Genomic DNA, 20234 nt, shown 5'->3' on the forward strand with positions numbered 1-20234 from the left:
TGGTGGTTTGCAGCAGGCTCTAGGACCGGCCGGGACCCACGGCAAGCATTGCCGGATTGTTGCATCGTCGCCACAGGGTCGCACCGAAAATCACCACGTCCCGATTTTGCCCGTGACTCGCCGTCGCAGCAAGCATAGCAAGACAGTCGAAGCACAGGTGAAAGGCCGTGGTTCAGGGATACTGCATCCCGCTTCGAGCTTAGGGGGCTAAGAAGTGGTTGAGGCAGGCCAAGGGGGAGACGAGCAATCGTCCATTAAGCACCCGGATCATGAAAGCATGATCCGGGTGCTTTTTCTTTAGCACGACCATCCTGGCCTTTCGGCGTCTTCGCCGTTTCTTGCTGCGACACAACAAACTTCAATGTTGCCATTGCGAAATGCCTTTGACGGACCGCCGCATGATCGGTTCCGCGCAATGGATCGCGCCGAATGCCTGGGCACATTCGGGCCTCTTGAAAGCGGCATTCGTCAAACCATATCCCAATCGTCCGGCCGCCTCATGGGGCCGGGCTTGGTATCGCCGGACGCCGGTGTGACGGGTTCGGCATGGTTCATTTTGCTCTTTAGGAGATTATGACGATGCGTGCTTTTGACTTGACCCCCTATCGCCGCTCGACCGTGGGCTTCGATCGTCTGTTCGACCTGATCGAAAATAATGCCCGGTTGCAGCAGAGCGACAATTATCCGCCCTTCAACATTGAGCGGCTGTCCGAGGATCGCTACCGCGTTACCCTCGCCGTGGCGGGTTTCCGCCCTGAGGAGATCGACATTACCGCGCAGCAGAATCTGCTGCAGGTTATCGGCCGCAAGGACGATACGGCGGCGGATCGTTCCAAATTCCTGCATGTCGGCATCGCGAACCGCAGCTTCGAACGCCGCTTCGAACTGGCGGACTTCGTGCGCGTGGAAAAGGCCGACCTTGCGGACGGTCTGCTGGTGATCGAACTGGTGCGCGAAGTGCCCGAAGCGATGAAGCCCAAAAAGATCGCCATCAATGGCGGTCAGCTGGTCGACATCAACGCGACGGATCGCGACGCCGCCTGATCGGTGGATGATAAGAGAATGTGGGGCGCGACCTTCTTGGTCGCGCCCTTTTTATCGGCCGATTTCAGAAACGATGAATGGCCATCGTTCACCTCTGCACGGTGTGAACTTCGCAGGTCGCAGCGTCAGATTTCGACCTGACTGCCCAGTTCGACGACACGATTGGTAGGCAGGCGGAAAAATTCCATCGCGCTTTCCGCATTCCGCAGCATCCAGGCAAAGATTTTTTCCCGCCACAGCGGCATGCCGGGCTTGGCCGACGGCAACAGGGTCTGCCGCGCCAGAAAGAAGCTGGTGTCCATCATTTTGAACGCCTGACCGCATCCCGTGACATTCTTGAGCGCGGCCGGCACGTCGGGTTCCTGCATGAAACCATATTGAAGAATCAGGCGGAAAAATCCCCGGCCCAGATCTTCCAGCTTCGCACGCCCCTCATCCTCGACGACCGGCACATCCTTGATCTTGACCGTCAGCAGGATCACGCGCTCGTGCAGCACCTTGTTGTGCTTCAAATTGTGCAGCAGCGCATGGGGCACGCCGTCCGGCGTTGACGTCATGAACACGGCCGTGCCCGGCACGCGCACGGCGCTGTTGGCAGCGGACGCAACGAAGACCGGTATCGGCATTGCCGCCTCGCGCAAGCGGTCCTGCACCAGCCTGCGCCCGCGCGACCAGGTCGTGAGCAAGGTAAACACGATGAAGCCGATCAACAGCGGGAACCATCCGCCATCGGGCACCTTCGTCATGTTGGCGGCCAGATAGGCGCCATCGACCAGGAAGAACACCGCCAGCAGGGGCGCGGCATAATACCATTTCCAGCGCCACAGCCGGTACAGCAGCACGGTCAGCAGCAAATTGTCGATGAACATCGCGCCGGTGACCGCGATGCCATAGGCCGCCGTCAGGTTGGACGAAGTCCGGAACACCAGCACCAGCAGGATGACCATCGTCATCAGCCCCCAGTTGATGAGGGGGATATATATCTGCCCCGCCGCCGATGCGCTGGTATGCGAAATGCGCAGCCGCGGCATGAAGCCGAGCTGGATCGCCTGCTGCGTCACCGAAAAGGCACCGGATATGACGGCTTGCGACGCAATGATCGCCGCCATGGTGGCGAGGATGACCAGCGGCAACTGACCCCATTGCGGGGCGAGATTGTAGAAAGGGCTGTCCAGGGCAGCCGCACCGTCGCGGAACAGCAAGGCGCCCTGCCCCATATAGTTCATCATCAAGGCCGGCAGGACGAAGGCGAGCCATGACACTCGAATCGGGCTGCGGCCGAAATGCCCCATGTCGGCATAGAGCGCCTCAGCGCCCGTCACGGCCAGCACGACCGAACCCAGGGCCAGGAACGCTGGCAGCGGATCGGTGACGAAGAACATCAACGCCCAATAGGGATTGAGCGCGAACAGGATGCCGGGCGTCTGAAGGATCGAAATCACGCCAAGGGTCGCGATCGTCACGAAATAGGTGAGCATGATCGGGCCGAACAGCGATGCCACCCGATTTGTGCCCAGCCCCTGTATCCAGAATAAGCCGAGCAGGATGAGGATTGCCACCGGCAGGATCATCGGCGCAAGGTTGGGATTATAGACCGCGATACCCTCAACCGCCGACAGCACCGAAACCGCTGGCGTGATCATCGAGTCGCCATAGAACAGCGCGGTGGCGAACACGCCCAGCAATACAATGCCCCGCGACCAGCGCTGCGTCTTCGTCTGGCCGTTGATCAGCGCGAGCAGCGCCAGGCTGCCGCCCTCGCCCTTATTGTCCGCACGCATGATGATGCTGACATATTTGAGCGTGACCACCAGCATCATCGACCAGAACATCAGGCTGATGACGCCCAATATATGATCCGGATCGAGATCAAGGTGGTGATGGCCCGCAAAGGTCTCCCGGAACGCATAGAGCGGGCTGGTGCCGATGTCGCCGAACACGATGCCGATCGCGCCGACCACCAGCTTCGCCGTGGCCTTCTGCCGCACATGGCCGTGACCGCCCTCTCCTTCTTCCGAAGACGAAGGAGCGGTATTGGGAAGAAGATCAGCCATGAATGATATGCCGAATGGTCATGCTCGTCTGGACACCCACCCGGGGGCCTGGGCGGAAAAGTCCGCTACCCCCGCAAACCGCCGCGCCCTATCACGGCTCCTGCCGCCGTGCAACGCGAACGCTGCACCGCATCATGGCTGACCAGCCTCACGACCCGCCAGCATGGCGTCGATACGCGCGATATTGCTTTCAAGTTCCTTACGCACTTCACTGTCAGCAGGCGCACGCGCGACCAGCGGCGCCCACAGGTCGCGCGCCGCCTGCAACTGTCCTGCGCGGGCCAGCGCCAAACCGTAGAAATAGCGCGGCGCCGGCGCTTCAGGGTCGATAGACAAGGCCCTGCGATAGGCAAACTGCGCGCCGGGCGAGAGCATGCCATCGCCATGCGCAACCAAGGCATTGCCCAGCCCCAGCCATAAATTCGGGTCGTCGGGCTGATCACGCAGGGCCGACAGCAGCACATTGGCGGCCGCCTTGGTCTTGCCCTGCCGTGCGAGCCCGTCGGACAACATCATCCATTGCGCCGCCGGGCCAAATCGTTCGGCCAGGCCACGCCGTTTTTGCGCAAGCGCCTCGTCAAACGGCTGCCCATCGGCTTCGGCAACCCGGCGGGGCGCCCCGGCAAGCCCGGGATTGCCTTGCCACGCATAGCCAGCCAGCCCCAGCAGCAAGGCGGCGGCGCTGATTTCCCATGCTGATCGAGGGATACGGCCAAGCAACAGAAGCCCGACCAAAACCAGTGCCGCCAATGCAGAAGCGATGAGCCAACCGGTCACGACCTGCTCCTCCTGATCCGACCGCGCATGAGGACAAGCCCCAAAGCCAGCAGGACCAGCGGCGCCGCCCACAGCGGCCACAGAATCGGATCGGCGCTTGGCGCATAGCTGACCCAATCGCCGTAGCGCGCCACCAGCCAGGCCCGGATCGCTTCGGGCCTTTCCCCCGCCATGATGCGCTCGCGTATCTGCGATCGCATGTCGGCCGCCATGCTGGCATTGGAATCGGCGATCGACTGGCTCTGGCAGGTGAGACAGCGAATGGTTTCCATCAGTGCCTTTGCAGCGCGCTCCTGCCGCGCATCGGGTATCTGCCGGTCGGCCCATGGTGCGGGCGGCAGCGCGGTCTGCGCCAGCGCCGGCAGGGCGGCAAACGCCAGAAGCAAGGCGAGCAGCGCCTTCATCGAGCATCCTCCAGCCGCGCCAAAATTGTCGGCACGTCATCGGCGCGGATTTCTCCGATATGCTGATAGGCGATGCGCCCCCGTCCATCGATCACGAATGTTTCCGGGACGCCGGAAGACCCAAGCGCGATCTGGACGGCGCTGCGCGCGTCCAACCCGATCCGCTGATAGGGGTTGCCGTTGCGTGCCAGAAACGCGTCGACATCGCTCCGCGCATCGCGGATGGCGATGGCGTCGATGGCAACGCCGGCCTGCTTCAGTGCCATCAACTGGGGCGCTTCGACCACACAGGGCACGCACCAGCTGGCAAAGATGTTGAGGAGCCGGGGCTGGCCGCTGGTCATGGCCTCGCTGCTAAGGCCAGGACGATCGCTCGCGGCGGCGGGGAGATCAAAGGCCGGGAGGGGCTGACCGACCAGCCTTGAATGGATGATGCGATCATCCGGCTGGAACAGGCCGCTGGCGAACAGGCCGATGAACGCCACAAACAGCAGCAGCGGCAACCAGATCAGGATCCGCCTCATGCCACCGCCCTCCGACCACGCCATTTCACCAGCCATCCGCGCCGTTCGTGCCCGATCAGCGCCAACGCGCCACCCAAGGCGATCAGCACGCCGCCAAACCAGATCAACGTCACAAACGGTTTCCACCAGATGCGCAGCTGCCAGCGGCCGCCTTCAACCTCTTCGCCCAGCACGACATAGAGCTGGCCATCCCACCGCGTCAGCAACGCCGCTTCGCTCGTGGTGGTCGGTGGCGACGTGAAGAAACGGGACTGGGGGCGCATCATCACCGCGCGCCCTCCGCGATCGACCGCCATATCCGCTTGCAGCGCCGTCCAATTGTCGCCAGCCAGCGGCATGATTTTAACGAAGCGCAGCGTCCAACCGGCCGTGCGAATCGCTTCCCCCGGTCGCGCCGCGACCAGTTTTTCAACCGTGAAGGCCGAATCGCATGCCATGCCCGCCAGGCTGACAGCGCAGCCCAGATGAGCGATCACCATACCCCAGGTGAACAAAGGGGTACGCAGCAGCTTGCGCTTCCAGAGCGGCGCCAAGCTCGCAATGCCGACACCAATGGCGACAGTCAGCCCGAAAAAGGGCAGCGGGCCGATCCGCCCCCACGCGACTGCCGCTATGAACACGGCTGCCATCGCACCACCCGTCGCCGGAATGACCAGACGCCTGCCCACCGCCGGCAGCCGATCGCGCCGCCACCGGGTCAGCGGCCCTACCGCCATTGCGATCATCAACGTCAGCGCGATCGGCCCGGCGATCCGGTCGAAATAGGGCGCACCCACCGAAACCTTATGGCCAAAGGCTTCGGTCATCAGGGGGTAGAGTGTCCCGATAAGCACGATCCCCAAAATCACCGACAGCAGGAGATTGTTCACCACCAGCAGCGTTTCACGGCTGACCAGTTCAAACGGCACCCCTTCCCGCACCGACCCGATGCGCCAGCCAAACAGCGCCAACGCACCGCCGATATAGATAGCGAGCAGCGCGAGGATGAAGCTGCCCCGCTCGGGATCGACGGCGAACGCGTGGACGCTCGTCAAGATGCCCGACCGCACCAGGAATGTGCCGACCATCGACATGGAGAAGGCGACCACCGCCAGCATGATGGTCCACGCGCGCAGGCCATCGCGCGTCGCCAATACCGTGACACTGTGCAGCAAGGCCGTGGCCGCCAGCCATGGCATCAGCGAGGCATTTTCCACCGGGTCCCAGAACCACCAGCCACCCCAGCCCAGCTCATAATAAGCCCAATAGCTGCCCGCCGTGATGCCGAGCGTCAGCAATATCCATGCGCCCAATACCCACGGACGCATCGCCCGCGCGAAGGCAGCATCGACCGCGCGTGTCAGCAACGCGCCGACCGCGAAGGAAAAGGCGACCGACAGGCCGACATAGCCGAGGTAGAGCGTAGGCGGATGGAAGGCGAGACCGGGGTCCTGCAACAGCGGATTGAGGCCCTGGCCGTCAGGCGGCGGCGGGTCGACTCGCGCGAAGGGATTGGACGAAAACAGCAGGAAGGCGTAGAAACCCAAGGAAATGGCCGCTTGTGCGCCCAATGTCGCCATATGCGTGTCGCGCCGCAAGGCCCGCTCGAACAGGGCGACGGCGCCGCCCGCCACGCCCATCACCGCGACCCACAGCAGCATCGACCCTTCATGATTGCCCCAGGTGCCTGCGAATTTGTACAGCCAGGGCTTGGCCGAATGGCTGTTCATCGCGACCAGCAGCACCGACATGTCCGACCGCAGGAAAAGGGTGATGAGCAGCGCGAAGGCAAGCGCCGTCAGCACGCCCTGCGCGACCGCGACCGGACGCATGGCAGCCAGCAATTCCACCTTGCCGCCTTTCAGGCCCGCGAAAGCGAGGAACAGCTGAAGCAGCGCGAGGGACGCGGCGAGCCAGAGGGCGATAAGACCGGCTTCGGCGATCAAGGCTTCACCTTCAGCTGATGCGTGGTTTCATTATACTGCATCCCCTCCAGTTCCCGCGGCATATAGCGTTCGTCATGCTTGGCGAGCAGATTGGTCGCGACGAAGGTTCCCTGGTTGTCGAAGGCGCCTTCCGCAACGACCCCGCTGCCCTCCTTGAACAGGTCGGGCGCGATGCCGCTAAAGGTCGCCGGCACCGTTGCCTTCCCATCGGTGACATCGAACCGGATGGTGACGCCATCGGCTGCCCGCGTCAGGCTTCCCTTCACCACCATGCCGCCCAGCCGGATCGCGCGGCCCGGCTCCACGCCCTTGGCCTCGACGTCGGCGGGCGCATAAAAATAGGCGGCTTCGTCCTTGAGCGCCGACGCGGCGAGCAACCCCGCGCCGACGATGGCAGCCAGCGCAACAAGCGCCAGCATCAGCCTTTGATGCTTTGCCTTCATGGTCTGTCCGACAGCCGTTCCGCTGCGCGTTCAGCGCACGCCATCGCGCGCCAGTTTAGGAAACTCATGACAATTGTCGCGATCGCCGTCACGGCATAGGCGGCAATCACGAAGGCCCACTGGTTCATTTTATCCTCTCGCCAGACGCTGCATCCGCGCCTCAACCTTGTTCTGCGCCAGGATCGCGCGCATCCGCATCAGCACGATCGCGCCGAACCAGAGGGAGAAGCCCAGCAAAGTCAGGCCCAAAGGCCACAGCAGCGCCGTTTCGATGGTAGAGCCACGCATCGTGATGCTCGGCCCTTGGTGCAGGCTGTTCCACCACACCACGGATCGGTTGATGATAGGAATGTTGACCGCGCCGACCAGTCCAAAGATCGCGGTCACGCTGCTGACGCCGCCCTGCCCGTCGCGGGCGCTGGCATTGGCCAGCGCGATATAGCCCAGATAGAGGAACAGCAGCACCAGCATGGATGTCATGCGCCCGTCCCATTCCCACCAGGTGCCCCAGGTCGGCCGCCCCCAGATGGAGCCGGTCGCCAGGCAGATGGCCGTGAACAGGGCGCCGGGCGCCGCGATCGCCCGCCCCGCTATGGCTGCAAGCGGATGTCGCCAAACCAGCTGCATCAGAGCGGCAAGGGCGATCCCCGTCCAGCCGCCCATGCCCAGCCATGCGGCAGGGACATGGATATAGAGAATGCGTACCGTCTGTCCTTGAAGATAATCGGCCGGCGTCACCAGCAGTCCGCAAACCGCGCCGATCAGGATCAGCATCAGTCCGGGCCAGAACAGCCACAGCGTTAATGGACGCGCGATCTTCAAGAAGCGGGCGGGGTTGGCGAAACGATGCATCAGGGCTGCGTGTGTAGCTGCGCCGAACGGACTGCGCCAGTAGGGCTTTTTGCCGATAGCGCAGAGCGAGAAACGCAGCGTTGTTGGCGTTTAGCCGGTTTTTTGTGACAAGGAGGCGACAAACCGCCCTCAAGCGACTATATGCGCGCTCAAAGGCGGCCCGGACGGGCGGCAAGAACGGCAACGGAACCGGTTCGCACCCATGATCACGACAAATCCCTTCGACGACGACAAGTTGCGCGAGGAATGCGGCATTTTCGGCGTCTCGCGCGCGGAAACGGCCTCCGCTATCGTCGCGCTCGGCCTCCACGCGCTCCAGCATCGCGGCCAGGAGGCCGCCGGCATCACCAGCTGGGACGGCCACGAATTCCATACCCATCGGGCGATGGGGCATGTCGCGGGGAATTTCGACCGCGACGATGTGATTCGCAGCCTCCCGGGCGAGAGCGCCTGCGGCCATGTTCGCTATTCCACCACCGGCGAAACATCGCTGCGCAACGTGCAGCCGCTATATGCCGAACTCAATTCCGGCGGCTTCTCCGTGGCGCATAACGGCAATATCTCCAACGCGATGAAGTTGCGCCGCGAATTGATTCGTCGCGGCTCTATCTTCCAGTCGACGTCCGACACCGAAGTCATCATCCATCTCGTGGCCACGTCCAGCTACCGGACGCTGCTGGACAAATTCATCGACGCCCTCAAGCAGGTGGAAGGCGCCTATTCGCTGATCGTCATGACGCCCGAAGGCATGATCGCTTGCCGTGATCCGCTGGGCATCCGCCCGCTGGTCATGGGCACGCTGGGCGACGCAACCATCTTCGCGTCGGAAACGGTGGCGCTCGATGTGGTGGGCGCGGATTATGTCCGCACCGTCGAACCGGGCGAGTTGGTCATCGTCACCAACAGTGGTGAAATCCGGTCCCACCGCCCCTTCGGCGAAACCCATCCACGCCCCTGCATCTTCGAGCATGTCTATTTTAGCCGGCCCGATTCGATCGTGGACGGCTCCAGCGTCTATTCGGTGCGCAAGGCGATTGGCGCGCAGCTGGCGATCGAAAACCCCGTCGAGGCCGATTACGTCATCCCCGTGCCTGATAGCGGCGTGCCTGCCGCCATTGGCTATGCTCAGGAATCGGGCATTCCCTTCGAGCTGGGCATCATCCGGTCGCACTATATCGGCCGCACCTTCATCCAGCCGGGCGATAAGGTCCGTCACTTGGGCGTGAAGCTCAAGCACAATGCCAATCGCGCGCTGATCGCGGGCAAGCGCATCGTGCTGATCGACGATTCGATCGTACGCGGCACCACCTCGCTCAAGATCGTGCAGATGATGCGTGAGGCCGGCGCTGCCGAAGTTCATATGCGCATCGCATCGCCGCCGACCAAGCATAGCTGCTTCTATGGCGTAGACACGCCTGAGCGCACCAAGCTGCTCGCCCACCGGCTCGACATTGGCGGCATGCAGGACTTCATTCACGCCGACAGCCTGTCCTTCATCTCGATCGACGGCCTGTACAAGGCATTGGGCGAAGCGAAGCGGGCCGACATACGGCCACAATATTGCGACGCCTGCTTCACCGGCGATTATCCGACCACGCTGACCGATCAGGACGAAGCTGTGGTTCAGAACCAGTTCGAACTGCTGGCCGAACGGGTCGTCTGACACGCGTAAAGGGGCAGCCCGCCATGGCCGCCCCTTCTTTCCAAACAAATGACAAGTCCGGCCCCCGGCCGGCAATGACGGGAGTGCCATGTCCAACCTTCCTCTTACCGGCAAGCTGGCACTCGTCACCGGCGCCAGTCGGGGCATTGGCGCCGCTACGGCCGAAGCGCTTGCCACGGCAGGCGCGCACGTCATTTTGACCGCGCGAACGCCCGGCGCGCTGGAGGAAGTGGAAGAGCGTATCCATGCCACCGGCGGCAGCGCGACTATTGCGCCGCTGGACCTGATCGACGGCGACAGCGTCGGCCGCCTGGCGCAGGCGATCGGGGGCCGCTGGTCCGCGCTGGATATCATGGTCCTAAATGCTGCGACGCTGGGGTCGCTGGCTGCTGTGCAGGCGATCGACGCTAAGGAATTTGCGCGCCTGCTGACGCTCAATATCGCCGCACCTCAGGCATTGATCGCAGCGTTCGATTCCATGCTACGCGCAAGCAGCGACGCGCGCGTCGTCGCATTGACATCCTCGGTCGGAACGGCACCGCGCGCCTATTGGGGCGCCTATGGCGCGTCCAAGGCGGCGCTGGAGACGCTGATTGGCGCCTATGGAGAGGAAGTGCGGAACATTTCCGCTATCCGCACCCATATCGTCGATCCCGGCGCGACCCGCACGGCCATGCGCGCCCGCGCCTATCCCGGCGAAGATCCCGCCACGCTCAAAGGTCCCGAAACAGTGGCCGACGCCATCGTCGATCTGGTGGTGCGCGATACGCCGACGGGCCACCGCATGCGCGTCGACGGCTGAGCGTTACGCAGGCTTCACCAATGTCACCTGCGCGACATCGATGCCGCCGCCGCGAAACCCGCCCTCGCAATACATCAGATAATAGCGCCACAACGCAACGAAATGCTGGTCAAAACCGGCTGGCAGCCGTCCTTCTTCAATGGCGCGATCAAAGCACTGCCGCCAACGGCGCAGCGTTTCGGCATAATGTAGGCCGAACCTGCGTTCGTCGCGCCATTCAAGCCCCATCTCCTGCGCAATGCGCCGGAAACGGCTTTCCGAAATCAGCATGCCGCCGGGAAAGATATAGGTCTGGATGAAATCGACGCCGCGCGCATAGCGCTCGAAAATCGCGTCGTCGATCAGGATATACTGGATCGCAGCGCGGCCGCCAGGTTTCAGAAGCCGATAAATGGCTGCAAGATAATCGGGCCAGTAACGCTGCCCCACCGCCTCCACCATCTCGACGCTGGCAATGCCGTCATAGATGCCCCTCGCGTCGCGATAATCCATCAACTCCACGCTGGCCCCTGACCCCAGCCGGTCGCGGGCATAGTCGGCCTGCTCGCTCGACAGCGTCAGGCCAGTGTAGCGCAGCGCTCGCCGTTCCATTGCCCGCTCCGCCAGCCCGCCCCAACCGCATCCAATTTCCAGCAATGCATCGCCATCCTTGAGGGTCAGGCGATCGAGTATGGCATCAACCTTGCGTCTCTGCGCGGCTTCCAACGGCTCCAACCAATTGTCCGTATCGGCGAACAAGCCACTGGAATAATGCATGTCTTCATCCAGCCAAGGCTGGTAGAAATCATTGCCCAGATCATAATGAAAGGCGATATTGTGCCGTGACCCCGCCCTGCTGTTGCGGCGCAGCCAGTGCCATATGCGGCCAATCCATCGGGTTGGCCCACGCGGCCTGGCAAGCTGGCCCAGGCTGACGGCATTGCGCATGAAAAGGGCAAAGAGCGGCACCGGATCAGGACTGGCCCATTCACCCGCAGCCCAGGCGCGATACCAGCCCGCCGAGCCGCCGGTCGCCAATCGCACCAGAGCGCGCCAGCTATGCAGATGAACGACGCAATCGGGTCCTGCCGCCCGACCGCCCAGCAGTCGGCGCGTACCATCCGGCAGGTCTGCTTCCAGTGATCCCGCCTCAAGACCCTGGTCGATCCGGTCCAGCATCTGATGAAACAGGGGCGCAATCCAACGAGAGATGCCAGCGCTCCCCGTAATGCGGGATTGCCTGAAGACGGACGGGGCCTGTCGGCCGCGGCGGGGATCGGTCGCGTTCATGGCTGCGATCCTGCCGCAAGCCATCGCGCGCTGCAATCATCCCTTGATGCGACGATAGGCCGCCAGCGCGCGTTCGCGCCCCGCCCTGTGGCCTATGATCTTGGCTGGATAATCGTCCGGCCGAGCGTCATGGGCATCGGGATCATGAATGACCTCATTCGACAAGGCGGCTAATTCAGGCACCCATTGGCGAATATAATCGCCTGCATCGAACTTTTCGGACTGGGTCAGCGGCGCCATGATGCGGCTGAACATATTGGCGTCGATCCCGCTGCCGGCGACCCACTGCCAATTGACGCTGTTATTGGCATAATCCGCGTCGACCAGCGTATCCCAGAACCATTTCGCGCCATGTCGCCAGTCGATCAGCAGATGCTTGATTAGGAAGCTGGCCGCGATCATGCGCACACGGTTATGCATCCATCCAGTGGTCCATAATTGCCGCATGCCAGCGTCGACAATGGGATAGCCGGTGCGCCCCTTCTTCCAGGCGACGAAATCGCCCCGCGCCTCCCGCAAGTCTCGCCAATCCATCCGGTCGAAGTCATCGCGCGCATTTTTCGACCCATAGGCGGGCATCTCGCAAATTTGCGTATGGGTATAATCCCGCCAGATCAGTTCCTTGAGGAATATCTCCGCGTCTGCGTTGGAAGCCGTCACCCGGTGCCAGACATAGGCAGGAGAGACTTCGCCATAGTGAAGGTGGGGCGACAGGCGGGACGTCCCCTCGACTGAGGGCAGGTTGCGCCCGGTAGGATAATCCCCAACCTCGTCGATGAACGCGGCGACATTGGCCCGCGCGCCGTCCTCGCCGGGCGTCCAGTCCTTTTTGAAACCGCCGGCCCAGTCAGGCTTGGTCGGCAACAGGCCCCAATCGCTCAACCGGTCGGTTTCCGGCCAGGATTCCGGCGCGTCGATGGTGGCGGGGGTCCGGTTCGGGGCTGCCGGCGGCATCTGTTCCATGACGGCACGGGCGAACGGCGTATAGATTTTATAGATGCCTCCCGATCCTGTTCGCACCGCACCTGGCGGCAGCAGCAAGATGCCATCATGCAGGCAAAGGTCCAGCGCCTTGGCGACGGCCTTTTCCGCATTGCGCCACCAGGGTTCATAATGGTGCAGCGCATGGACGCGTCCCGCTCCGCATTCTTTTGCCAATGCCTGAAGCACATCGGCGCTTTTGCCACGGCGCAGGGTCAGACGTGACCCCTTTTCCCGCAACGCCCTGTCCAGGCTGGCCAGACTATGGTGCAACCACCAGCGGGAAGCCCCGCCCATCACCCATTGCCGCGGTGTATCGTCATCCAGCACATAGACCGGGACAACCGGCCCCTCAGACGCTGCGGCGATGAGAGCGGCCTGATCGGAAAGGCGAAGATCCTGGCGGAACCAGAGCAGCACGGGAGCGGTCATTCGTATCCAATGCCGGGCAACATATCCCGGTTCCAAGCGTCCATTAGGGCAGCTTGTCGCAATTCGCCATGCGGGAGAGATGCGGGGCCGATTCGGCCCATGGACGGCGCCAGAAGCCCGGTTTATCGTCGCGCAGCGTCTTTGAGACGCCGAAGGCGGCCTTGAGGACGAGCCGTCAGAACTATGGCAACTGGGGACTTACGACTTTGGCGTCCAAGGAACAGGAAATGGGGTATCGCCCCTGCGTCGGCATCATGCTCGTCAATACGGAAGGAAAGGTCTTTGTCGGCCAACGACTCGATAATGTCGTCGAGGCCTGGCAAATGCCGCAGGGTGGCATTGACGAGGGGGAAGATGCCAGGACAGCAGCGTTGCGCGAACTGCGCGAGGAAACGGGCATTGATCGCACGCATGTCGACATCATCGCCAAGGCGAAGGATGAGCATTTCTACGACCTGCCGCCCGAACTGATCGGAAAGCTTTGGGGCGGCAAATATCGCGGCCAGCGACAATATTGGTTCCTCGCCCGCTTTCTGGGACAGGACAGCGATATCGACATCGCAACCGATCATCCCGAGTTCCGAGCCTGGAAATGGGCTGCGCCGGAAACGCTGCCGGACCTCATCGTCCCGTTCAAGCGCAAGCTCTATCGCGACATCGTGCAGGAATTCCGGGCGCTTATCTGATCAATCCGCCGCTAAGGGGGTTAATTTTCGCTGTCGAGACGATATGAAGGCGCCATGCGCGCTCTTCTGTTACCGTTATCGCTGTCCCTCGTCGTCCTGCCCGTCACCGCCGACGCCGCCGAGGACGCATTGCTGCCCGCATCCGTTCGCGAAATGCTGGAAGCGGCGATCGCCAATGGCAACGAAACCGACATCGCGACCGTCGCGAAGATCGCCAAGCAGACAAATCCTCAATCCGCCGATCAGATTCAGAGGATGGTCAACAGCTGGAAAGAACGAACCAAGGCGACGCACGAAACCGTCATCCGCGAAGCCGGCATCGGCGATCTGTGGACCGGCCGGATCGAGGCCGGAGGTTTCCGTTCGACCGGGTCGACCAGCGAACTGGGCATCAGCGCATCGGCCACTGCGACACGCACCGGCATCCAGTGGACGCATAAACTGACAGCGAGCGCGGATTACCGCCGCGCCAATGGCGTCACATCGCGCGAACGCTATTTTGCCGGCTATGAACCACGTTACGAGTTCGATCCGCGCGGCTTCGCCTACGGCCTGGCGCAGTTCGAACGGGACACATCAATCGGTTATGACGAGCGCTACACCGCGTCGGCAGGAATCGGGTACAAGCTGATCGTCAGCAAGCCTGTGGATCTGTCGGCCGACATCGGCCCATCGATACGTCATGTGAAATATCTAATCGGAGAACGCGAAACCAAATTGGGCGCGCGCGGATCCATGGCGCTGGCCTGGCGCGCCAGTCCGACGCTGACCTTCAAGCAGACCGCATCTGGCTATGCCGAAAGCGACGTCTATACACTCAACGCCCTGACTTCGCTGGAAACAAAAGTGAGCACCCGCTGGTCGGCTGCCTTTTCCTACAACATCCAATATGAATCTGAAACAGTATTGGCCGCCCGCGACTTCGATACGCTGAGCCGTCTGACCCTGACATATGATTTCTGACATGCGTAATTTTCGTGCGGGGGTGGAGCGCCGTTCCGGCCTCTGATAGACAAATGGCATGACCCGATTGTCTGTGGAAGAAGAACGACTGCTGGACCATGCGGCGGCCGCGCCGATGCTGGATCAGGTGCAGCGATGGGCGATGATCAACAGCGGATCGCGCAATATCGACGGCCTTGCGCACATGGCGACGATGCTGGCCGACGCATTCAGCGCCCTGCCCGGCGACGTGACGCTTGTTGATCCCGCCCCCGTAGAAAGCGTCGCGCCCGATGGCCGCGTACAGCCGCTCGCCCATGGTCAGCATCTGCTCCTATCCGTGCGGCCCGCGGCATCCACACGCCTGTTGCTGACCGGGCATATGGATACGGTCTTCGCGATCGATCATCCGTTTCAGAACCAGCGCTGGCTGGAACCCGGCATCCTCAATGGACCTGGCGTCGCGGACATGAAAGGCGGCATAGCGGTCATGCTCGCTGCGCTGTCAGCAATGGAATGGACCGGCGTTGTCGATCATGTCGGCTATGACGTGGTCATCAACAGCGACGAAGAAGTGGGCAGCGCATCGTCAGCCGCGTTGCTGCGCGACAGGGCGGCAGGCAAATTGGCCGCCTTCACCTATGAACCGGCGCTGCCGGACGGGACTTTGGCGGGCGCGCGAGCGGGCAGCGGTAATTTTTCCGTGATCGTCACGGGCCGCAGCGCCCATGCCGGTCGCAACCCCGACGATGGCCGCAACGCCCTGCTCGCAGCGGCGGACCTGGCCCTGCGCCTCAAGGCCGCCAGCGGATCCGGCTTTTCCTGCAACCCGGCCAGGATTGATGGTGGCGGTCCAAACAATGTCGTGCCAGACCATGCCGTCCTGCGCGTCAATTTCCGCCCTCGCACGCCCGATGACGAACAGGCAGCGCGCGCCTTGATCGATCGCGTCATGGCCGACATCGCGCGTGATCATGACGTCTCGCTCCACCTTCACGGCGGGTTTGGCCGCCCGCCCAAGCCCATGGACGCCAAGGCCGAACGGCTGTTCGGCTTGGTCACGCAATGCGGCGCAGACCTTGGCCTGTCGATCGGATGGCGCGATACGGGCGGGGTGTGCGATGGTAATAATATTGCCGCCTGCGGCGTACCGGTTGTCGATACCATGGGCGTGCGCGGTGGCAGCATTCACAGCGACGCGGAATTTCTATTGACCGACAGCCTGCCCGAACGCGCGCGGCTGTCGGCGCTTTCCCTGTGGCGTATCGCGCAGGGCCAGTTTCAACCGGGACAAGAGAGAGGATGACCGCTTGAGCTTCATCATGCGCATCGCGCGCGCGGACGATTTGCAGACGCTTTATGAAATGGCCAAGCTGACTGGCGGCGGATTTACGAATTTGCCGCCCGATCGTGCGTCCCTGTCGGCGAAGCTTGAACGGACGGAAAAGGCGCTCGCGCGCACGAGCGACGGCATCGAGGACGAATTGATCGTCATGGTGCTGGAGAATGTCGAAACCGGGCAAGTGCGCGGCACATGCCAGATTTTCTCGACCGTCGGGCAAAACTGGCCCTTTTATTCCTACCGTCTTGGCATGCTGACCCAGCATAGTCGCGAACTGGGCCGCACCTTTCGCGCGCAGATGCTTTCGCTGACCACCGATCTGGAAGGGTCCGTCGAAGTGGGCGGCCTGTTTCTTCATCCGCGCGAACGGGCGGAAGGCCTGGGGCTGTTGCTCGCGCGCAGCCGCTACCTCTATATCCGCAATCACCGCGCGCGCTTTGGCGACCGGGTCATCGCCGAACTGCGCGGCGTCATTGACGAGGCGGGCGGGTCGCCCTTTTGGGATGGCTTGGCGGGCCGGTTCTTCGGCATGAACTTTCAGGAGGCCGATGAATTCAACGCCGTCAACGGCAACCAGTTCATCGCCGACCTGATGCCCAAGACGCCCATCTACACCGCGATGCTGACCGATAGTGCCCGCGCTGTCATTGGCCTGCCCCACCCCAATGGGCGCGCTGCGATGCGGATGCTGGAAACCGAAGGGTTTGAAAATGCCGGCTATGTCGATATTTTCGACGGGGGGCCGACCATGGTTGGTCAGGTCGATCAGTTAAAAACCATCGCCGCCGCGCGCGACGTCACGCTGGCCGCGACGCATGAAAGCGGCGGGCAGAAAATGCTGATAGCCTGCGGGCAGCTTGCCGATTATCGCTGCACCTGGGGGCTTATCGAAGAAGACGCGGATGGTGCCATTTCGCTCGACGCCGAAAGCGTCAAGCGGATCGGCCTTGGAATTGGGGACCGCTTCACCATGGCGGGTCGGGCATGACCACCACCGAAATCAATTTTGACGGTCTCATCGGTCCCAGTCACAATTATGCGGGCCTCAGCCTCGGCAACCTTGCTTCCGCGCGCAATGCTGGCGCAGTGTCGCAGCCCCGCGCCGCCGCCTTGCAGGGACTGGAAAAGATGCGGGGCAATGTGGCGCTCGGCCTGAAGCAGGGCCTCTTCCTGCCGCAATGGCGCCCCGATGGCGACTGGCTGGCTCGGTTGGGGACCGATGTGTCCGGCGCCGAGCCGCATATTCGCGCCGCCGCCATGTCAGCCTCCTCAATGTGGGCGGCCAATGCGGCGACGGTGTCTCCTGCTGCCGATACGCGCGATGGGCGCACGCACATGACCGTCGCCAATCTCGTCACCATGCCGCATCGCAGCCATGAATGGCCCCAGACACTGGCGCAGCTGCGCCTGGCCTTTTCCGATACACGCAGCTTTGCCGTGCATGATCCTGTGCCCCCACCCTTTGGCGATGAAGGCGCGGCCAATCACATGCGCCTGGCCGAACGCCATGACGTGCCGGGGGTAGAGGTCTTCGTCTATGGCCAGTCGGGCGGCCCCTTCCCCGCCCGCCAGCATGTGGAGGCCAGCAAGGCGGTCGCGCGGCTGCATGGTCTGGACCCAGCGCGCAGCCTGTTCGTCCAGCAATCGGAGGAAGCGATCGCCGCCGGCGCATTCCATAACGACGTGGTCGCGGTTGCGAATGAGCGCGTGCTCTTTACCCATGAGCAGGCCTTCGCGGACAAGGACGCCTTCTATACCGCCCTGCGGGACGCGCTGCCCTGCGTGGAGATCGTCGAAGTGCCGGCGAGCGCCGTCAGCCTGGCCGATGCGATCCGCAGCTACCTCTTCAACGCGCAGCTCGTTACCCTGCCCGACGGCGTCATGGCGTTGGTGCTGCCGACAGAGGCCAAAGATACGCCAGCCGTGTGGACCTGGTTGCAGCAGATGATCGCGGGCAATGGCCCGATTCGCCGCCTCATTCCCGTGGATGTCCGCCAGTCCATGGCCAATGGCGGTGGTCCGGCCTGCCTGCGGCTGCGCGTGGTGGCTGATCCGGCCACAATCGACCCGCGCTTTTTGCTCGACGAGCGCAAGCTGGACGAAATCGCCCGGATCGTCGCGACCTACTGGCCAGAGGAAATCGCGCCGGATGACTTGGGCGACACTCGCCTTATCGCCCGGATCGAGCAATCATGGTTAACGCTTGTTGACCATTTGCAGCTTTCGGGCGATCTTCTTCCCTGACGGGGCGACCAGCCAATGGGACGATGATGGAACGGATCAAGGGCCTTTTTACGATCAAGACCAAGTTCGAGGCGTTTCTGATCATCTATGCGCTCGCGCTTGGCGCGACCGAACGTGGCGCCGTTTACGTCCAGCAATATCCCGGTTTCGGCGGCCAGTTGCTGGCGTTGGCCTGTACGGGCGCGGTATTCATGGCCGGCGGTAAGATCATTGACGCTGTGGAGTATCAGCGCGGGCTTTGAGTTGCACTGCCGGTCCCGGTCGGGCAAGAGCGCGCGATGGGCGCGATCATGTTGCAGGGGACCGGCTCTGACGTCGGCAAATCGGTTCTGGTCGCGGGGCTGTGCCGCGCATTGAGGCTTCGGGGCCATAACGTGCGCCCCTTCAAACCCCAGAATATGTCGAACAACGCGGCTGTCACAGTCGATGGCGGAGAAATTGGCCGCGCCCAGGCACTCCAGGCGATAGCCTGCGGCGTTCCCGCGCATACGGACATGAACCCGGTGCTGCTGAAACCGCAGGCCGACCGCAGTTCCCAACTGATCGTGCATGGGCAGGTGCGCGGGACATTGGGATCGGGCAATTTCCGAGCCGCTCGCGGCGCGCTGCTGGACGAAGTGCTTGAAAGCTATCACCGGCTGCGCGGCCAATGTGACATCGTCGTGGTGGAGGGCGCTGGCTCCCCTGCCGAAATCAATCTGCGCGCTGGCGATATCGCCAATATGGGCTTTGCGCGCGCCGCCGATGTTCCCGTCATATTGGTCGGCGACATAGACAGGGGCGGTGTTATCGCGGCGGTCGTCGGCACGCGCGCCGTGCTCGATGCCGCCGATGCAGCCATGATCCGCGGCTTCCTGATCAACAAATTCCGTGGCGACCTGTCCCTGTTCGAGGATGGCTATCGCCAGATTGAGGAGCGTTCGGGCTGGCGGGGCTTCGGCGTCGTTCCCTGGCTGAATGCCGTCGCGCGGCTACCCAGTGAAGATGCGGTGGTGCTCGAGCGCCCAGTTGCCTCCATAGAAGCGCCGATCGTCATCGCCTGCCCAGTATTACCGCGCATCTCCAATTTCGATGATCTCGACCCGTTGAAGCTGGAGCCGGCCGTCGACCTACGCATGATCGGGCCTGGCCAACCCATTCCGGGTGATGCTGCGCTCGTGATCCTGCCCGGGTCGAAGGCGACGATCGCGGACATGCTCGCGATGGTCGAACAGGGCTGGGATATCGACATACGCGCGCATCATCACAGAGGCGGCGCCGTGCTGGGGCTTTGCGGCGGCTATCAGATGCTGGGCCGGACGATCCGCGATCCCGACGGCATCGAAGGCTCGGTGCGCGAGATCAACGGTTTGGGCCTGCTTGAGGTGGACACCATTCTTGCCGGTGCCAAGACGCTGGAACAAGTCCGCGGCCGCGCGCTGACAGCAGATTTTCACGGCTATGAAATGCATATGGGTCGCACCGAGGGGCCAGGCTGCGCGCGACCCTTTGCGATGCTGGGAAACAAGCCGGACGGGGCGATCAGCCCGGACGGGCGCGTGATGGGGAGCTATGTCCATGGCCTTCTCGCCAGCACGCAATTGCGCGCCGCCTTGCTGCAACGCATTGGTGCGACGTCGGCCCAAGCCGATTATGGCAGATCAGTCGAGGATGCTCTGGATGCGCTTGCCGCGCATCTGGAACGGCATTGCGACATTGACGCCATGGTCGCGCTGGCCAGGGGGGAAAACAAATAGGAAAAAGGCAGCCACCGCCGCCCCATGAGGGAAATGGCGCACCCGGAACGATTCGAACGTCCGACCCTCAGATTCGTAGTCTGATGCTCTATCCAGCTGAGCTACGGGTGCCGA

The 20234-nt window shown here is 62.7% G+C and carries 20 protein-coding genes and 1 tRNA gene; 10 read left to right on the plus strand and 11 right to left on the minus strand.

The window, feature by feature from the left end; all coding sequences use genetic code 11:
- The first annotated feature begins 573 nt into the window (after positions 1-573).
- Positions 574-1044 (plus strand): Hsp20 family protein, encoded by a 471-nt coding sequence (locus SKA58_RS08020; protein ID WP_009821896.1) that lies wholly within the window; start codon positions 574-576, stop codon positions 1042-1044.
- 125 nt (positions 1045-1169) lie between these two features.
- Here SKA58_RS08020 and SKA58_RS08025 read toward each other — a convergent pair whose 3' ends face one another.
- The 8 genes from SKA58_RS08025 to ccmC all read right to left on the minus strand — a co-directional run bounded on the left by SKA58_RS08025 (position 1170) and on the right by ccmC (position 8023).
- Positions 1170-3098, minus strand: a complete 1929-nt coding sequence (locus SKA58_RS08025) for a potassium transporter Kup (protein WP_009821897.1) — start codon at positions 3096-3098, stop codon at positions 1170-1172.
- A 132-nt stretch (positions 3099-3230) separates the two neighbouring features.
- A complete protein-coding gene (locus tag SKA58_RS08030) occupies positions 3231-3875 on the minus strand; it encodes a tetratricopeptide repeat protein (RefSeq protein ID WP_009821898.1) in 645 nt (214 codons plus the stop codon).
- Positions 3872-4279, minus strand: coding sequence for a cytochrome c-type biogenesis protein (locus SKA58_RS08035; RefSeq protein WP_009821899.1), 408 nt, complete (start codon positions 4277-4279; stop codon positions 3872-3874). Before SKA58_RS08035 ends, SKA58_RS08030 begins: the two co-directional genes overlap by 4 nt.
- On the minus strand, positions 4276-4803 hold the full coding sequence (locus SKA58_RS08040; protein WP_198005931.1) for a redoxin family protein: 528 nt from the start codon (positions 4801-4803) through the stop codon (positions 4276-4278). The genes SKA58_RS08035 and SKA58_RS08040 overlap by 4 nt, the downstream gene beginning before the upstream one ends.
- Positions 4800-6728, minus strand: a complete 1929-nt coding sequence (locus tag SKA58_RS08045; protein WP_009821901.1) for a heme lyase CcmF/NrfE family subunit — start codon at positions 6726-6728, stop codon at positions 4800-4802. The genes SKA58_RS08040 and SKA58_RS08045 overlap by 4 nt, the downstream gene beginning before the upstream one ends.
- Entirely contained in the window at positions 6725-7171 is a 447-nt protein-coding gene (gene ccmE, locus SKA58_RS08050) for a cytochrome c maturation protein CcmE (protein ID WP_009821902.1), read from the minus strand. The genes SKA58_RS08045 and ccmE overlap by 4 nt, the downstream gene beginning before the upstream one ends.
- The gene (locus SKA58_RS20495; protein WP_266101005.1) at positions 7168-7299 is read right to left on the minus strand and encodes a hypothetical protein; all 132 of its coding nucleotides are present in this window, start codon (positions 7297-7299) and stop codon (positions 7168-7170) included. The genes ccmE and SKA58_RS20495 overlap by 4 nt, the downstream gene beginning before the upstream one ends.
- Position 7300: 1 nt before the next feature.
- On the minus strand, positions 7301-8023 hold the full coding sequence (gene ccmC / locus SKA58_RS08055; RefSeq protein ID WP_009821903.1) for a heme ABC transporter permease CcmC: 723 nt from the start codon (positions 8021-8023) through the stop codon (positions 7301-7303).
- A gap of 202 nt (positions 8024-8225) precedes the next feature.
- Here ccmC and purF point away from each other — a divergent pair, with 202 nt between their 5' ends.
- Both purF and SKA58_RS08065 read left to right on the plus strand, forming a co-directional pair.
- Entirely contained in the window at positions 8226-9686 is a 1461-nt protein-coding gene (purF, locus tag SKA58_RS08060) for an amidophosphoribosyltransferase (RefSeq protein ID WP_009821904.1), read from the plus strand.
- Positions 9687-9774: 88 nt separating this feature from the next.
- Positions 9775-10488, plus strand: a complete 714-nt coding sequence (locus tag SKA58_RS08065) for an SDR family NAD(P)-dependent oxidoreductase (protein WP_009821905.1) — start codon at positions 9775-9777, stop codon at positions 10486-10488.
- A 3-nt stretch (positions 10489-10491) separates the two neighbouring features.
- Here SKA58_RS08065 and SKA58_RS08070 read toward each other — a convergent pair whose 3' ends face one another.
- Together SKA58_RS08070 and SKA58_RS08075 are read right to left on the minus strand one after the other, a co-directional pair.
- Entirely contained in the window at positions 10492-11757 is a 1266-nt protein-coding gene (locus SKA58_RS08070) for an SAM-dependent methyltransferase (RefSeq protein ID WP_037542296.1), read from the minus strand.
- Positions 11758-11793: 36 nt separating this feature from the next.
- Positions 11794-13170, minus strand: coding sequence for a cryptochrome/photolyase family protein (locus SKA58_RS08075; RefSeq protein ID WP_009821907.1), 1377 nt, complete (start codon positions 13168-13170; stop codon positions 11794-11796).
- Between the two features lie 206 nt (positions 13171-13376).
- Between SKA58_RS08075 and SKA58_RS08080 the strand changes: the two genes are divergently transcribed.
- Genes SKA58_RS08080 through SKA58_RS08110 form a run of 7 tightly spaced genes read left to right on the plus strand, consistent with a single transcriptional unit; the run spans position 13377 to position 20120 of the window.
- A complete protein-coding gene (locus SKA58_RS08080) occupies positions 13377-13856 on the plus strand; it encodes an RNA pyrophosphohydrolase (RefSeq protein WP_037542298.1) in 480 nt (159 codons plus the stop codon).
- 54 nt (positions 13857-13910) lie between these two features.
- Entirely contained in the window at positions 13911-14819 is a 909-nt protein-coding gene (locus tag SKA58_RS08085; RefSeq protein ID WP_009821909.1) for a DUF481 domain-containing protein, read from the plus strand.
- A gap of 58 nt (positions 14820-14877) precedes the next feature.
- Positions 14878-16104 carry a hydrolase gene (locus tag SKA58_RS08090; RefSeq protein ID WP_009821910.1) on the plus strand — a complete coding sequence of 409 codons (1227 nt, stop codon included), beginning with the start codon at positions 14878-14880 and terminating at the stop codon, positions 16102-16104.
- Positions 16105-16108: 4 nt separating this feature from the next.
- The gene (locus SKA58_RS08095) at positions 16109-17128 is read left to right on the plus strand and encodes an arginine N-succinyltransferase (protein WP_009821911.1); all 1020 of its coding nucleotides are present in this window, start codon (positions 16109-16111) and stop codon (positions 17126-17128) included.
- Positions 17125-18384: an N-succinylarginine dihydrolase gene (locus SKA58_RS08100; protein WP_009821912.1), complete on the plus strand. Its 1260-nt coding sequence runs from the start codon at positions 17125-17127 to the stop codon at positions 18382-18384. Before SKA58_RS08095 ends, SKA58_RS08100 begins: the two co-directional genes overlap by 4 nt.
- A 26-nt stretch (positions 18385-18410) precedes the next feature.
- The gene (locus SKA58_RS08105) at positions 18411-18626 is read left to right on the plus strand and encodes a hypothetical protein (RefSeq protein ID WP_037542753.1); all 216 of its coding nucleotides are present in this window, start codon (positions 18411-18413) and stop codon (positions 18624-18626) included.
- Positions 18627-18662: 36 nt separating this feature from the next.
- Positions 18663-20120 (plus strand): cobyric acid synthase, encoded by a 1458-nt coding sequence (locus tag SKA58_RS08110; protein ID WP_009821914.1) that lies wholly within the window; start codon positions 18663-18665, stop codon positions 20118-20120.
- A gap of 34 nt (positions 20121-20154) precedes the next feature.
- On the opposite strand, the gene SKA58_RS08115 is transcribed toward SKA58_RS08110, so the two are convergent.
- Positions 20155-20231: transfer RNA gene (locus SKA58_RS08115), tRNA-Arg, on the minus strand.
- Between the last annotated feature and the right edge of the window lie 3 nt (positions 20232-20234).

The sequence above is a fragment of the Sphingomonas sp. SKA58 genome (genome assembly GCF_000153545.1).
GTDB lineage: Bacteria > Pseudomonadota > Alphaproteobacteria > Sphingomonadales > Sphingomonadaceae > Sphingobium > Sphingobium soli.